We start from the raw sequence: 13,798 nt of genomic DNA on the forward strand, positions 1-13,798 counted from the left end.
AATCCCACACAACATCAGACGCCGCATGAAGGTCGTCAAGGCTCAGGCCATCACTCATTGCGGATTCCTCCAAGGGGGTGGATGAGGCAACCCCGCCAGTCTAGAACGATCACACCTTGTCGACAGCGCTTTTTGTCGACAGCGCTTTCACATGATGAGAGGGGCGCGGCGGGTCAGTGGCTGCTCGGCCCGGCGGTCTGGACGAGTTCGACGGTGCCGCTCATACACATGTAGCCACGCCCGACACTCATCGGGACGGTCGCCCTACGCGGCAGCCGGGCACCCAGCAGGTCGCCGTCGTAGTCGACGTTGGGTTGCAGCAGGACACCGCAGCGGGACTTGCGCAGGGTCTTCGTCCAGTGCGAGTAGAGGCTGCGCAGGTCGTCGGAGCGGCCGGCGGCGACGATGTGCAGGTTAGGCATGCCCGACTCGACGAGTGAGTTGATGGACTTGTCGCCGTCGTCGAACTGTTCGGCGTCGTCGATGAGCAGCAGCACCTGCCCGGTGGCCAGGCGCAGCTGGGATGTGACGGCCGCCACCTCGTCGGAGCCGACGGACACCTGGTCGAGCAGGGGCGAGTCGATGAGCGGGGAGCGGCGCATGCACAGGCCCCACACCGACAGGTCGACGCCGTCGCGGGCTGCCGCGGCCCTGGCGGCCTGGGCGGCGGCCAGCAGCACGGTGGACTTGCCGCTGCGGGCGGGTCCGGCGATGAGCATGTGCTCGCCCTCGTAGGTCTCCAGGGCGCCGACCGCCAGGTCGGAGCCGCGCAGGCCGATCGGCAGGCGCCAGGGTTCCCCGGTGAGGCGGGCGTCCTCGAGGCAGTCGGCGATGTCGACCTCCGAGGGCAGGGTCGCCACGACGCTGTGTTTCGGTTCGGGGCGTCCCCACCGCTCGCAGAGCAGGTCGACGGCGGCCTCGACGGTGCCGTGCGGGGTGGCGATGTGGGTCTGCAGTTTCGTCTCGGCGCCGACGCAGCGGCCAGGGACGGGCGGGGGCGCCTCGATGGCCTTGATGCCGCTCATCGAGTAGTCGTAGCGGTCGGCAAGGTGGAACAGCCAGCGCTGGGTGGTGACCTCGTCGACGGCAGCCGGGATCGCCTTGGCGCGGCTGGTCGTCACCGCCGTCCAGATGCCCAGCTCGGGGCCGTCGGCGTAGATGCGGTAGAGGCTGTCGAGCAACGCCATGCCGTCGATGTCCTGGTACTCGTCGCGCAGGGTGCCCAGCCCGTCGAGCAGGAAGACGGTGCGCCGGTAGTGTCCGGCCGGGTTCGCCTTGCGACGGTCGAGTTCGTTCTTGAGGTAGCGCAGCAGGCGAGTCTGCTGCTCGCGGGCCCCAGAACCCGAGCCCGCGTAGCCGATGGCGTGCGGCAGTTTCCCGAGCGGCGCCAGGTCGCCGGCACCCATGTCGAGGACGATCAGGTCCATCTCGTCGGGCGGCAGCGCGTCGGCGAGGGTGAGGGCGACGGTCGCCAAGGCGGTGGTGGTGCCGCTGCCGGGGATGCCGACGAACAGGGCGTTGCCGCGGCTGGTGTCCCAGTAGGTGAAGACCTGGCGCTGGTGCTCCGGGTCGTCGGACAGGCCCAGGGCGACGCGGGTCCCGTCGGTGCCGGTGACGACCGGCTGGGGTTCCTCGTCCTCGGCGGCCTCGGCGCCGGGCGCCCCCTCCGGGTCGAGCCCGTCCTCGCCGGTGAAACCGGCCAGGTCGACGCGCGCGCCGAGCGGTGTCGGCCACACCGGGCGGGGCGGGGCGATACCCAGGTGGTCGGAGGCCTCGATGATGGCCTCGATCATGAGGTCCATGTCGGCGTCGGTGACCTCCGCGCCCTTGGTGCCGCCGAAGGAGACGGTCTCGCCGGGACCGCCGAAGACGACGTCGCTGTACTCGACCAGGACGGCGTCGACGGACTCGGCCCGGCCGGTGACCAGCGCGGTCTGCACCGGGGTGATGTCCTCCTGGCCGAGCTTGACCCAGGAGCGGCCCTTCTGGGACCGGCTGATCGCCGCAGCGTGCGGCACGCCGATGACGTTGTTGGAGTCCTCCTTGCTCTGCACGCGCAGAGCCACCCGCAGGTTCGTGTTGGCGAGGATGTCGTCGTTGACGACGCCGGCGGGGCGCTGGGTGGCGAGCACCATGTGGACGCCGAGGGTGCGGCCGACGGCGCCGATCGAGACGAGTGAGGTGAGCACGTCGGGGAAGTCCTTGGCGAGCATGGCGAACTCGTCGACGACGAGCAGCAGCCGCGGCATGGGTTCGGCCGGGTTGGTGGCCAGGTAGGCGTCGAGGTTGTCGACGCCCTCCCCCGCCGCGGCGAACATGCGCTGGCGGTAGTCCATCTCGGCCTCCAGGGCGCGCAGCGCGCGGTCGGCGAGCTGCTCGTCCAGGTTCGAGATGGTGCCGATGGTGTGCGGCAACGCCTCGAGGGGTTTGAACGCGGCGCCGCCCTTGAAGTCGATGAGGATGAAGGTGAGTTTCGTCGGGTCGTTGCGGGCCGCCAGGCCCGCGACGAGCGAGCGGAGGAACTCGGACTTGCCCGAGCCGGTCGTGCCGCCGACCAGGCCGTGCGGGCCGTCGCGCACCAAGTCGAGTTCGAAGGAGCCGTTCTCGCCGACACCGACCGGCGTGGAGGTGCCCCGCGAGTGCGCCCAGAGCTCCTCAATCTTCTCGGGGGTGATCTCGTTGATGCCCAGCAGCGGTGGCAGCCGGATGAGCGAGGGCAGGGCCGCGCCCGGCACGACCAATTCGGGGTCCTCGAAGCGTGACAGGGCCACGGCGACCCGGTGGGCGGTCTCGATGTCGATGCCGGCCAGCACCGCGTCGGAGATGGTGGTCCTCGTGCTGGGGTAGGTGACGACACCGGCGCCGTCCTCCCGCACCTCGATGATCGTCGAACAGGCCGCGGGCAGCTGCTCGACGGCGGAGGCGATGACGATGCCGGGCACGTGGTTGACGGGTTTGCCGTCGCGGTCGGTGGCGACGCCGCGGGCCCGGCCCAGCAGCTCGCGGGCGGGCGCCTCGCGGCCCTCCAGCAGCACGTCGGAGTCGATGACGAGCAGCGCCTCGGGCACCGGGTAGCTGTCGATCTCGTCGCGCAGGGACCGCAGCTGGGTCTCCGAGCGGCTGCGTTCGCAGGACAGCCAGCGGTCCTCGGCGCCGCCCAGACGGCGGGTGTGCGGCAGCCAAGGGGTCCACTCCCAGGCCTGCTGGCGGCCCGGGTCGCAGTAGACGCCGATGGCCAGGTCGGCGGGACCGGACTGCACAGCCGCCTGGATGACGAGCGAGCGGGCCACCGCCAGGGCGTCCTCGCGCTCCCCCACGACGCCGACGACGCCCGAGGCGGCCAGGTCGACGAGGATCGGCCCGGCGGTGATGCGGCTGGCGTTGATCATGGCCTTCACGTCGTCGTCGAGGCGGCTGCTGGTGTTGCGGTCGACGGGCACCGTCCAGTCGACGGTCCCGGTGCCGGCGTGCAGGTTGAGGAAGTCGGGGTGCCCGGGGCGGCGCTGCCACAGCGTCGTGGACGGCAGCTCGGCGACGCGGGCGAGGGTGGCGGGGTCCGGTGAGACGCTGCGCAGGCGTTCGCGTTCGTCCCTGGCGGTGCTGGTCAGATCGGCGGTGAAGTCCTCGCAGGCCTTGGTGAAGCGCTCGTTCTCCTCCTTCTTCTCCCGTTTGGTGCGGCGCTTCTGCTCGAACCACTGGAAGATGGCCATGACCGGGCTGAGCATCGCGATCATCGCGTAGCGGGGGCTGCCCATGACGACGACCATGCCCATCGCGACGACGATCGGCCCCAGGATGCTGGCGATCGAGAACTTGTTGCTGCTGGAGATGTTCTTTCGTTCGGGCGGGACGAGTTTCTCCGGCGGGGCGGGCTGGCCCGGGCGGGGCGGCCGGTTGAACGGGACTGTGCCGACGCGGGTCTGGTTGTGCAGCGAGCCGGGGCGCGGCGCGAGCTGCTCGGAGCCGTCCTTGCGCAGCAGCACGGTGGCGCCGCCGACGGTGACCAGCGCGTCCCGTTCGACGAGGACGCCCTCGCCGCTCTCCAGCCGGATGCCGTCGACATAGGTGCCGTTGGTCGACGAGCAGTCGGTGACGCGCAGCCCCTCGCCGTCGCGGACGATCCGGGCGTGTTCCCATGAGGCGCTGGGTGAGTCGATGACGATGTCGGCCTGCGGGGCACGGCCGATGACGAGCCAGCGGCGAGCCGGCACCGGCACGATCTGTCCGGCGTGCATGCCGCCGGACAGGGTCGCCGTCCAGCCGTCGAGGTTGGCCGGCGGCTCGACGGGCTCGGTGCCGATCGTGCAGCCTTCGAGCAGCACGATGTCCGAGACCAGGTCGGACGCGTGGTACCGCGTGTCGTCGACCCAGATCGTCTCGTCGTCACCGGGGCGCGGCTGGCCCGTCGACTCGACGAGGTCGCCCAGGCTGGCGTCGGGCGCGAACTTGCCGAGGTCGATCTCCCGTCCGTTCGGGCCCGCAGCGACGATCAGCCTCATGTGCTCTCCGATCCTTCCGTGACACCGTCACCGACCGCTTCGACCGTGTCCATGCAGACCCATCGTGCCGGGAATGCCTGTGCTGCGACCTCAGCTGCTCGCGGTCGTGAACCAGACGAGGGTTCTGGTCGTGGTGCTCGGCCGCAGCCCGAGGTCCTGCGAGGAGGCGCTGAGCACGGCCATCGGACCGTCGGGCAGGCCGGCGTGCTTGCGCAGGTCGAGCGGGGCCCCGGCCAGGCCGTCGTCGTGACCGAGCACGAGCTCGCCCATGGCCTCGGTGATCTTGGCCGGTTTCGTGCTGCCGGCCTCCGCGGCGGCGTCGGCGAGGACGACGAGGGCGTCGTGCGAGGCGATGTCGGCCGCCTGGGCGACCTCGCTGAAGGTGCGCTCACCGGACAGGTCCGCGTGCTTGTTCTGGGCCGCCATGACACGCACCCCGGACAGATAGGCCGAGATGGCGTTGCCGTCCGCCCCGCTCGTCAGGGCCGCCGCGTCGCTCGTATTGGTGCCCACGCTGAGCAGCGGGGCCGACAGCGAGGCGTTGTTGTCGACGAGGGACTGGGAGAACTGGGCGCTGAGCGCGTCGGGCGTGCAGATGATCGGCACCTGCACGCCGGCGTTCTGCAGGCCTGCGACGGCCGCCCCGAGACGGGTGGCGGGGCCGGAGACGATGACCGAGTCGGCGCCGGCCGATTCGATCTGGGACTGGATCGTCGTGGCGAAGTCCCCTGCCGAGGCGTCGGCGCGGCCGACGTAGGCGATACCGGAGACCTCGCCCGATCCGGCGTCGACCAGTAGCGGCGCCGTGGCCTTCTGGGAGGCGAGGGCGTCGCCGAGCTTGCGGCGCACCTGGTCGGTGCTGGGCCCGGTGATCCACGCGGTCTCGCCGAGTGCCCCGGTGTCCTGCACGTAGGGGGCGATGACGGGCACGCCGAGTTCGTTGGCCCTGGCCAGGGCCGCGTCGACGTGGTCGCCGCTGGTGGCCATGACGATGCCGGCCACGCCCGCCTCGGACAGCGCCTGCACGGCGTTGACGGCCTCGGCCGAGTCGCCGCGGTCGTCGATGGTGGTGAACTCGACCTCGGTGCCCGCCAGGCCGAGCCGGTAGGCGGCGACCTGGATGCCGTTGGCGTTGTCGGCCCACTGCGAGCCCTCCGTCTCGCCCGTTCCGAGGCTGACGATGACACCCACGTTGAGGTGCGAGGGGACCCCGGAGATGCGCAGCGCCAGCTCCGTGGACTCGGCGGGGGTGTTGTCGGAGCCGCCTCCGTTTGTCGAATCGTCTCCGCCGCAGCCGCTCACGGTGAGTACCAGGGCCATGGCCAGGGCGGCGACCCGGCCGGCCAGGCGCGTGCGGGCGCTCACCGGGAGCCCTCGATCGAGAAGACGTACACCGAGTTGGTCGTGCCTCCGCTGGGCTTGCGCATCTGGAACAGCGGCAGCTCGTCGAGCTGCTCCAGTGCGGCGCTCATCTGGGCCTGGCGCAGCAGCAGGCCGCCCAGGTCGGTGCTGCGCACATTGGCGTAGCCGGTCATGGCGCCGCTGGCGACAGCCAGCTGGGTGTCCGCCGTTCCGGCGAGGGCGGCGTTCGTGCCGAGCGCGCCGAGCAGGCCGGAACCTGCGACACTCGGGTCGCCGATGTCGGCCAGCAGCTTGGCCATGTCGCTGCCGAGCAGCGCGTTCGCGCCGGCCAGGTCGGCGGCGGACCGGTCGATGGAGTCGGCGACCGCCTGCTGGGCCTGCTGGGTGTCGGCTTCCATGGACTGCTGGGCCTGGGCGTAGCTGTCGGCCAGCGCCTGGTTCTCGGCGTCGATGGACGACTTGGCCTGCTCGGTCATCTGCTGGGCGGACTGGCTAAGGGCCGACTGGTCGAACAGGCTCTGCTGGGAGTTCCTCGACGCCTGGGTGATCTGACGGATCTGGGTGTCGATCGACTCGCTGTTCCGCCGGGCGACCTCGGCCGCCGAGACGGCCTGCTGGAGCTTGCTGCCCTGCCCGTCACCGGCGCCATTGACGCTCTCGTTGAGCGCCGCGGCGTCATTGCTGAGGGTCGTGGCCTGCTGGGCCAGGTTCTCGGACTGCTCCTGCATCGCCGCCGCGTTGGTGACCAGTTCGTTCACCGCTTGGTCCAGATCCGCGGTGTCCCCGCTGGCCTCGTCGTCCCTGGCGTCACCGGCCTCCTCGGGCACGGCGCCCGTGGCGTCCTGCTGTCCGGCGGCACCGGGATCGTCAGTGTTCTTGTCCGTGTCTGCAGCGGCCTTGGCCTTGTCGTGAGCGGCCTTCAGGGCCTGGTAGGCCTTGTCGTACTCGCTCAGGGCCTTGCCGATGCCGTCGGTGGGGTCGTTCCTGTCGAGGGAGTCGCTGAGGGCCTGCCACTTGGCGTTCTCCTCGGCGAGGAGCGCCTGCACCGATGCCGTCTCGGCGTCGCCGTTCTGGGCCTGGTCGGCGCAGTCCTTGACGCTGAGCAGGGGCATGAGCCTGGCCTGGTCCTCGCTGTTCATGGCGCAGACCTGTTCGATGGTCTTCTCCAGCTGTTTGCTGACGACCGTCTCGTTGTAGGTCTTACCTTCATCGGCCTGGGTCTTGGCGGCGTCGATGGCTTCGGTGAGAGCGGTGATCCGGTCGCCCAGTGCGTTGATGTCCGAGCCCAGGGAGTCGAGGTCCTGCCCGCCTGGGGTCTCGGAGCCGCCGGCGAGGTTCTTCTTCACGTCCTGGGCGTTGGTGTTCACCGTGCTGGCCAGTTCCTGGAGCCCCGCGGCCGACGCCGCCAGTCCCGAGGCCCCGTCGGCGGTCTTCGCAGCCTGGCTGCTCAGACCGTCGATGGCTTCCTGGGCCGCGGAGGTGAACTGGTCGATCGCCGCGTTGAGCGACTGCTGGCCCTGGTAGAGCGCGCAGGTGGCAGACGGCTGCCCGGTCGCGTCCCCGTCCGTGCTGGTCCCCGAAGGTGCCGTGCCGCCCGAGGCTCGGACGTCGGAGCCCCCGGTGTCCCCGGCTGCCTGGTCATCGGCCTGCCGGCCCCTCGCCGCGTCCGAGGGGGCATCGGCCCGGGCCTCACTGTCGGATGCCTCGCCCTCAGCGGCGCCGTCGGGGGTCCGATCATCTTCGGTTCCGGTGTCGGCTGCCTCGGCCTCGCCGCCGGTTCCCCGGGCCGCCTGCTGGCCCGTCGGTGTGGAGCCGTCTGTGCCGGTGCTGCCACCGCCATCAGCCGTCCCGGTGGCGGCGCCGACCGGCTGGCAGTTCTCCTCGCTCGGGTTCTCTGGGCCGATGGCCGCCGCCAGTGAGCTGCTCAATCCCTCCCGCTGCTCGTCGCCGGCGTCGGCGTAGGCCTGCAGCTGGTCGGCGACGTTCTGTACGGTGGCGTAGACGCTCTGGCCGTCGGAGGACGCCCCGCTCGTGTCGCCGAGCATCGCACGCATGGACTCGACGCTGCTGGCCAGCTGCGTGAGGGTCTGCGAGGAGCTCTGCTCCGAGGCGCTCTGCAGCGAACTCTTGAGCCCGTCGAGCTGGCTGCCCACCGAGGACATCGTGTCCGTCAGGCTCTGCGTGCTGGCCTGCATGTCCGACAGGGTCTGGTTGCCGATCGTGCCGGCCGAGGTGTCGAGGCTGGAGCGCACGTCCTGGATGGTCTGGGAGGTCTGTGCGAGCATCTCGCTCACCTGTGCCGCGGCCGCGATGGTGCGTTCCTCAAGGTCGATCTGGGAGTTGACCTGCGCCGAGGCGTCCAGCAGGGCGCTCGACGAGGAGTCGGTCGCCAGGCCGGGCTGCACCGAGATGTTGAAGTCGGGGCTGGAGAAGTTCTTCGCGTCGACGACCAGCCGCAGATCGGCGGTGGCGGGCAGCATCGGCGGGGCGATCAGGCTCCCCCACTGCACCTGGGTGTTGCCCTCGGCATCAAGGCTGACCAGGCCGTTCGTCGTGTCATCGGAGCCCTCGACGACGACGGTGGAGGCAGCCGTGTCACCGAGCGAGGCCGAGGCGATGACGGTCATCGGCGCGCCGACGAGCGCGCTGGTGGTGTAGCCGTTGCCGTTCATGTCGTAGCTGACCCGCCGGGAGTCGAGCGTGAGGTTCTCGACCTGGACGTCGATGACGACCCTGCCGGTGTAGCCGTTGAGTTCGGACAGGTCGGAACCGGCCGAGTCCTCGGTGCGGTAGCTGGTGACGATGCGCACCGGCAGGTCGTTGACGACCTTGTTCGGCGAGTACTCGTCCTCGGTGGAGGAGCTGGCGTTCTGGCTGGCCTTCGTCGTGATGCTCGTGGCCTTGACCGCCGTCACCGTGCCGTCGCCGGACATGGTGACGTCGACGGCGCGCAGCAGGGAATCGTCCCGCCCCAGCGCCGGGTCCGACGTGATGGCGGCGCCGGCGAAGACCGCGACGGCCACAGCCGCTGCACTGCACACACGCATCTTCCGTGACAGACGGATCTGCTTGCCCATTGCATTCCTTCCAGGGGTGAGGCCTGCGCGTCCGAGCGCGAGCCTGAAAGAAGTACCTCTGCGAGTTTACGAGGTCATCACGGATTATTCCCAGCGTCCTCACAGTGAGACGGTGCAGGAGGGTGCACGGGTGTGGCGCCACCAGGTTCCCGCTGCCGACGGCGGCCAGGCGGACAGCGTCAGGTGGGCCGTGGCGAAGCACTGGGCCCGTCACACACGGGATCGGTCGGCGCACAGGCTGCCGCGGGGGCGAACCGGCCGCCGACCGGACGCAGGATCTCAGGCTGCTGGCCGCGTCGAGAGTCCCGTCGTGGAAGTCGCCGGCCCGCGCACGGTCTCAGACATGGCGGCCGGCGAGACCACCAGATCGCGTGGCTGCCGTCCCGGACGCGGGATCTCGGGTCAGCTCTCGTGGCCGGTGATCTGGAAGCTGTTGCTCGACAGGTCCGTGAAGTTGCCGACCTGGGCGTTGACGACGCACGAGTCGGCCAGTTGCTGGGCCGCCACGTGCAGGCCGTTGCTGGTGACGGTCAGCGCGCCGGCGCAGCCGTCCGAGAAGCGCACCCCCGTCTCCCCTCCTGCGATGGCTTGGAGCATGGAGCTGGGCTGCCCGGTTGACGGGCTGCGGTACAGCGGGTTGAGGTCGTCCTCGCCACTGGGCCACACCGGCAGCAGCGAGATCTCCAGGTCGGACTGGTTGACGACCCGGTCGGGGGTCTTGACGGTGATGTCCTGCAGCCGCTGGACCGGGTAGTGGGTGGACTTCACGGTGGAGTCGGTGACGGCCTCCGTCGTCGCGGCAGCGACCTGGGTGAGCCAGGTCTGCAGGGCCGACTCGGCGTCACCCCCGTCGAGCGCCATGGTGATCTGGGCCTGCACCTGAAGGCGCTGGCCGGCGGAGATCGCGCCGGGGTCGACGGCCCAGCCGCATTCGACGCTCAGTCCGCTGGTCGTCGTCAGATTGTGGCGGGCCTCGGCACCGTTGAGCCAGGTGACGTCCGGGCAGTCGGCGTCCTCGGAGACCCCGGGGATCACCTCGAGGAAGGGTCCCTCCAGCGGGGCCTTCTGCGCCTGGTAGGTGATGGTCAGGTTGATGCTCTGGGTCGCGTCGTCGTAGGTGGCCTCGCGTTGGATGCCGAGACCGGTGGGCAGGTCGTCGTCCTGCTGGCTGGCCTTGACCGTGCCGGAGCCCTTGTGCTTCGAGCCGATGCGCCCGCCGCCCTTGGCGACGGCGAAGATGCTCACCCCGATGAGCACCATGACGGCGCCGATGATGAGGAGCACCATCCGTTTACTGGGGCGTTTCGGCCCGGCCGGTTCGGCCTGGGGTGCCGACAGCTCGACCTTCTCGGGCTGGTAAGGGGTGACCTCGCGCAGGCGCGTGGCGCCGGAGGGGGCGGCGAGTTCGGGCGCCGGGGCGATGTCGGCGGGTTCGGTGTCGGTGTCGTCCGCAGCCGGCTGTTCGGGGGCCTTCAGCACGGTCATGGGGTGTGCGCCCTCGAAGTCCTCGGGCGCGGCGACCGGTTCGAGGGCGGGCAGCTGGGCGAGCAGCGGCGCGGTCCGGCGGCATGCGGCGGCCGCGTCCTGGGCGCTGGGGCGCCGAGCGGGGTCCTTCTCGAGCAGACTCGACAGCAAGTCCCACAGTGGCTCGGGTACGTCGAGGACGGGCACGCGGGACTGCACGTGGCGGTGGGCGATGGCGTAGTCGGTGCCGGCGCCGGCGAAGGGGGTGCGGCCGGCGATCAGTTCGTAGGCCATGATGCCGGCCGAGTAGACGTCCGCGGCGAACCCCGCCTGGCCCGAGTAGATGAGCTCGGGGCTCATGTACTCGGGGGTGCCGATGAGACCGGTCGTAGACTTCGTGTCGCCCATCATGACCGAGGCGATGCCGAAGTCGCTGACCTTGAGGGCGCCGGGGTTTCCCGGGCCCCAGGCGGGGTCGAGCAGGACGTTGTCGGGTTTGATGTCGCGGTGCAGGACACCGTGCCCGTGGGAGGCGGCCAGCGCGTCGAGGACGAAGGCCATCGTCGTCAGGGCCATGGCCGGTGGCAGTGTGGGAGCGGTGTCGAGGCGGTCGCGGAGGGACCCGCCGGCGACGAAGTCCATGACGATCGCCAGCTTGTCGCCCTCGGCGACGAGGTCGCGGAAGCCGACGATGTTGGGGTGCTGGAGGGATTCGAGGACGGATCGTTCCTGGATGAAACGGCCCACCAGGTCACGGTCGGCGGCGTGCTGGGGGTAGAGGAGCTTGGCGGCGACGCGTTCCCCGGTGCGCAGATCGGTGGCAGCCCAGACCTCGCCCGTGGCGCCCTGCCCGACCTTCTCGACCAGACGGTACGAGGCGCCCAGGGCGTCGTCGAACTTCTTACCGGCCATTGCCACTTCTGGTCCTCTCCTGGGGGTGTGCGCTCCAGCGGGCGCGCAGGACCATTGTCCACCAGGGCCCAACAGCCGGCCTGGGCAGGCAGTCGGGTCCGTCGTCAACGGACGACGCCGCTGCCCGAGGGACGATGCTGGTTGAGGGTGACGATGAGGGTCGAGAGTGACGACGCGGGCAGGCACACCACCGGGGAACAGCGGATCCGGTGGCTGAGCCGACCGCTCTCGCGTGCTGAGCGAGTATGTGGTCCGTCATCCGCGGCTCGGACGCCCGGCCCCGGGTCGCGGTGGCATCATCGATCGTATCGATACGCCTTGCATCCCAGGGGGCTTGCCGGGCACGCACATCTCCACATTCCCACCCACGCCTGCAGGACGCCACATGAATTCGCACGAGACGCTGAACGTCGGGATTGATCTCCTGGTCAAGGTTCGCATGGGAGGCGGTGTTGACGAAGATCTGCTGGAGATGTTTCTCGTCAACTTCCCGAAGGCTGCCGGACCATGGCGCAACAGCGGGCAGATCGACATCGACGCAAGCTCGATCCTGCTGGCGTACTGGCCCTCCTTCGTCGGTGCTCTCAGCATCGACCCCCGGCACGAATCCGGGCACGAGATGATCGCGTTCGACTCTTTCTTCGACGCGATCGCAGCCGGATTGACCGGCTCCAGGATCAGCTTCAAACAGTTGGGCTCGAAGGTGCTTGCCGGGTCACTGTGGGACGAGTCCGGCCTTCCTCACCCGCCCGGTGACACGACGTCCACGAGTGTCTCGAAACAAATGGCGAGGATCCTATCCACGTGCTCCACGGCCATCCGGAACGCGGGCCCCGGGGCCCGTGAGTCGATTCGTCTACTCCGCCAGCAGATCACCGGCGAGCTCGCCAAGGCCAAGCTCGACGGTGCAATACCGGTCGGTCTCATGTGCACCCTGCTTGTCGTCTACCCAACACTGGCGGAAGCGAACAAGACCGGCGCACATGACCCGGGCAGGGGCTTCGCCCTTGATATAGAGCAGGTTCAGGACTGCATCGAGATCGCGTTACTATGACGATCCGGGAGTGCCCGGAGGAATCTCTGGAGCCAGCCCCCAGTCGACGATCCAGCCGGTTTCGGCGAACACAGCCACCAGATCCTCACAATCCGCAACCCAGGAACCGTATCCCTCCAGGTCGCGCGACAGCAGTATGTAATATCCTCCCGTGTCGGCGATGTCATGCTCAATTCTTATCTGGAATCCAGTGTGCGCTCCCCTTCTGATCAAGCCGTCGACACCGATAGGAATGTCCATCCGAACATCACCCGCAACCCGGATCCCGTCTCATTCTTCACGCGAGCCGGTAATCTCCGATCCCCGAATCTCGTCTCGTAGGTACTGCGACGGTGATTGACAACAGATCATGACTGCCAGTCCACAGCGGCTCAGCATGGCCACGAAATCGTACTATGGCCGTCGTGAAACGAAATCGTATTTTTGATGGATTCGGGGTCTTGTTTTAAATATGATTGAGACATGCAGATCGAGGTCACCCCGGAAGAAACCGCTGTCCTGATCAGGTGGAAGAAACGCACAGACACTTACGTGCTGGTGCGGATGAAAGCCGAAGCCATCTTGTATGCCTCTCGTGGTGTCGATGTGGGGATTATCGCTGAAATGGTTGAGCGCAGCGAGAAAACCGTTCGAGAATGGCTGGCCGACTGGCAGGCCAGCAGGATGTGTTCGGTGCTGACCGGGCACGCGGGAAACCAGAACGCCGCGAAACTCACCCGCACCCAGAAAGAAGACCTCAAGACAGTCCTGGCCCTGCCGCCGTCTCGGTCCGGGATCGACGCCGAGTTCTGGGACGTGCCGGCCCTACGAGACGTAGTGAAGATTCTGTTCGACGTGGAGTACGAGTCAGAATCTTCGTATCAGCTGCTCCTGCGGTTCTGCGGGTTGAGTTTCAAACTGCCCGACCCGTTCGACAAGCACCGCGACGAACAGGCCATCACCCGACGCATGACCGAGGTGAAGACCCAAGTCAACGACCTGTTGGAGGCCGGCTGTGAGGTGTACGCCATCGATGAGGTCCGCCTGGAACACGAGGCCGAGACCCGCCGCATGTGGCTGCCCAAAGGACAACGCACCAAACTGTACGTGGACCGGCAGAAAGTGTCCCAGTCGTTCTTCGGCGCCCTCTCGCTTACTGACAAGAAAGTGCGGCTGTATCCGATCGAGGGGAACCAGAACACCGAACAGATCATCCTTGCTCTGGAACGGCTACAGCGTGAAACCAAGGCCGACCGGATCGCTGTCGTGCTGGACAATGCGGCTCTTCCCAATCGAGGGTGTAGTCCGGGCTGTGGGTTCGTCGTGGGTTGACCCCAGTGATTAGGGCCAGGGGTTCTGGGAGTTGTCTTGTCGTTCGCGGTTGCGGGCAGGGAGACTGGGTAGATCATGACGAGCAAGAGGAAGCGGCATACGCCCGAGCAGGTTGTGCG

The 13,798-nt window shown here is 68.7% G+C and carries 7 protein-coding genes; 2 read left to right on the plus strand and 5 right to left on the minus strand.

Annotated elements, in window-relative coordinates; genetic code table 11:
* Positions 1-173 precede the first annotated feature (173 nt).
* The 4 genes from D9T14_RS12745 to D9T14_RS12760 form a co-directional block, all read right to left on the minus strand.
* Complete coding sequence (locus tag D9T14_RS12745; RefSeq protein WP_119162896.1) at positions 174-4,499, minus strand: type VII secretion EssC family protein; 4,326 nt, start codon at positions 4,497-4,499, stop codon at positions 174-176.
* Positions 4,500-4,589: 90 nt separating this feature from the next.
* Positions 4,590-5,864: a type 1 periplasmic-binding domain-containing protein gene (locus D9T14_RS12750; protein WP_119162895.1), complete on the minus strand. Its 1,275-nt coding sequence runs from the start codon at positions 5,862-5,864 to the stop codon at positions 4,590-4,592.
* Positions 5,861-8,938: a hypothetical protein gene (locus tag D9T14_RS12755; RefSeq protein ID WP_119162894.1), complete on the minus strand. Its 3,078-nt coding sequence runs from the start codon at positions 8,936-8,938 to the stop codon at positions 5,861-5,863. Before D9T14_RS12755 ends, D9T14_RS12750 begins: the two co-directional genes overlap by 4 nt.
* Before the next feature lie 402 nt (positions 8,939-9,340).
* Positions 9,341-11,314 carry a serine/threonine-protein kinase gene (locus D9T14_RS12760; protein WP_119162893.1) on the minus strand — a complete coding sequence of 658 codons (1,974 nt, stop codon included), beginning with the start codon at positions 11,312-11,314 and terminating at the stop codon, positions 9,341-9,343.
* A gap of 385 nt (positions 11,315-11,699) precedes the next feature.
* Between D9T14_RS12760 and D9T14_RS12765 the strand changes: the two genes are divergently transcribed.
* The gene (locus D9T14_RS12765) at positions 11,700-12,368 is read left to right on the plus strand and encodes a hypothetical protein (protein WP_119162892.1); all 669 of its coding nucleotides are present in this window, start codon (positions 11,700-11,702) and stop codon (positions 12,366-12,368) included.
* Here the strand turns inward: D9T14_RS12765 and D9T14_RS12770 are convergent.
* Positions 12,363-12,608, minus strand: coding sequence for a hypothetical protein (locus D9T14_RS12770; protein ID WP_119162891.1), 246 nt, complete (start codon positions 12,606-12,608; stop codon positions 12,363-12,365). The two genes, D9T14_RS12765 and D9T14_RS12770, sit on opposite strands and share 6 nt — an antisense overlap.
* Before the next feature lie 222 nt (positions 12,609-12,830).
* Here D9T14_RS12770 and D9T14_RS12775 point away from each other — a divergent pair, with 222 nt between their 5' ends.
* Positions 12,831-13,679 carry an IS630 family transposase gene (locus D9T14_RS12775; RefSeq protein WP_121592120.1) on the plus strand — a complete coding sequence of 283 codons (849 nt, stop codon included), beginning with the start codon at positions 12,831-12,833 and terminating at the stop codon, positions 13,677-13,679.
* The last annotated feature ends 119 nt before the right edge of the window (positions 13,680-13,798 follow it).

Origin of the sequence: Propionibacterium australiense, from assembly GCF_003666605.1 — a bacterium.
Taxonomy (GTDB): domain Bacteria; phylum Actinomycetota; class Actinomycetes; order Propionibacteriales; family Propionibacteriaceae; genus Propionibacterium; species Propionibacterium australiense.

Coding starts and splice junctions, on each gene's coding strand:
- D9T14_RS12745 (WP_119162896.1), bottom strand. CDS start 4,499: ATGAGGCTGATCGTCGCTGCGGGCCCGAACGGACGGGAGATCGACCTC.
- D9T14_RS12755 (WP_119162894.1), bottom strand. CDS start 8,938: ATGGGCAAGCAGATCCGTCTGTCACGGAAGATGCGTGTGTGCAGTGCA.
- D9T14_RS12760 (WP_119162893.1), bottom strand. CDS start 11,314: ATGGCCGGTAAGAAGTTCGACGACGCCCTGGGCGCCTCGTACCGTCTG.
- D9T14_RS12765 (WP_119162892.1), top strand. CDS start 11,700: ATGAATTCGCACGAGACGCTGAACGTCGGGATTGATCTCCTGGTCAAG.
- D9T14_RS12770 (WP_119162891.1), bottom strand. CDS start 12,608: ATGGACATTCCTATCGGTGTCGACGGCTTGATCAGAAGGGGAGCGCAC.
- D9T14_RS12775 (WP_121592120.1), top strand. CDS start 12,831: ATGCAGATCGAGGTCACCCCGGAAGAAACCGCTGTCCTGATCAGGTGG.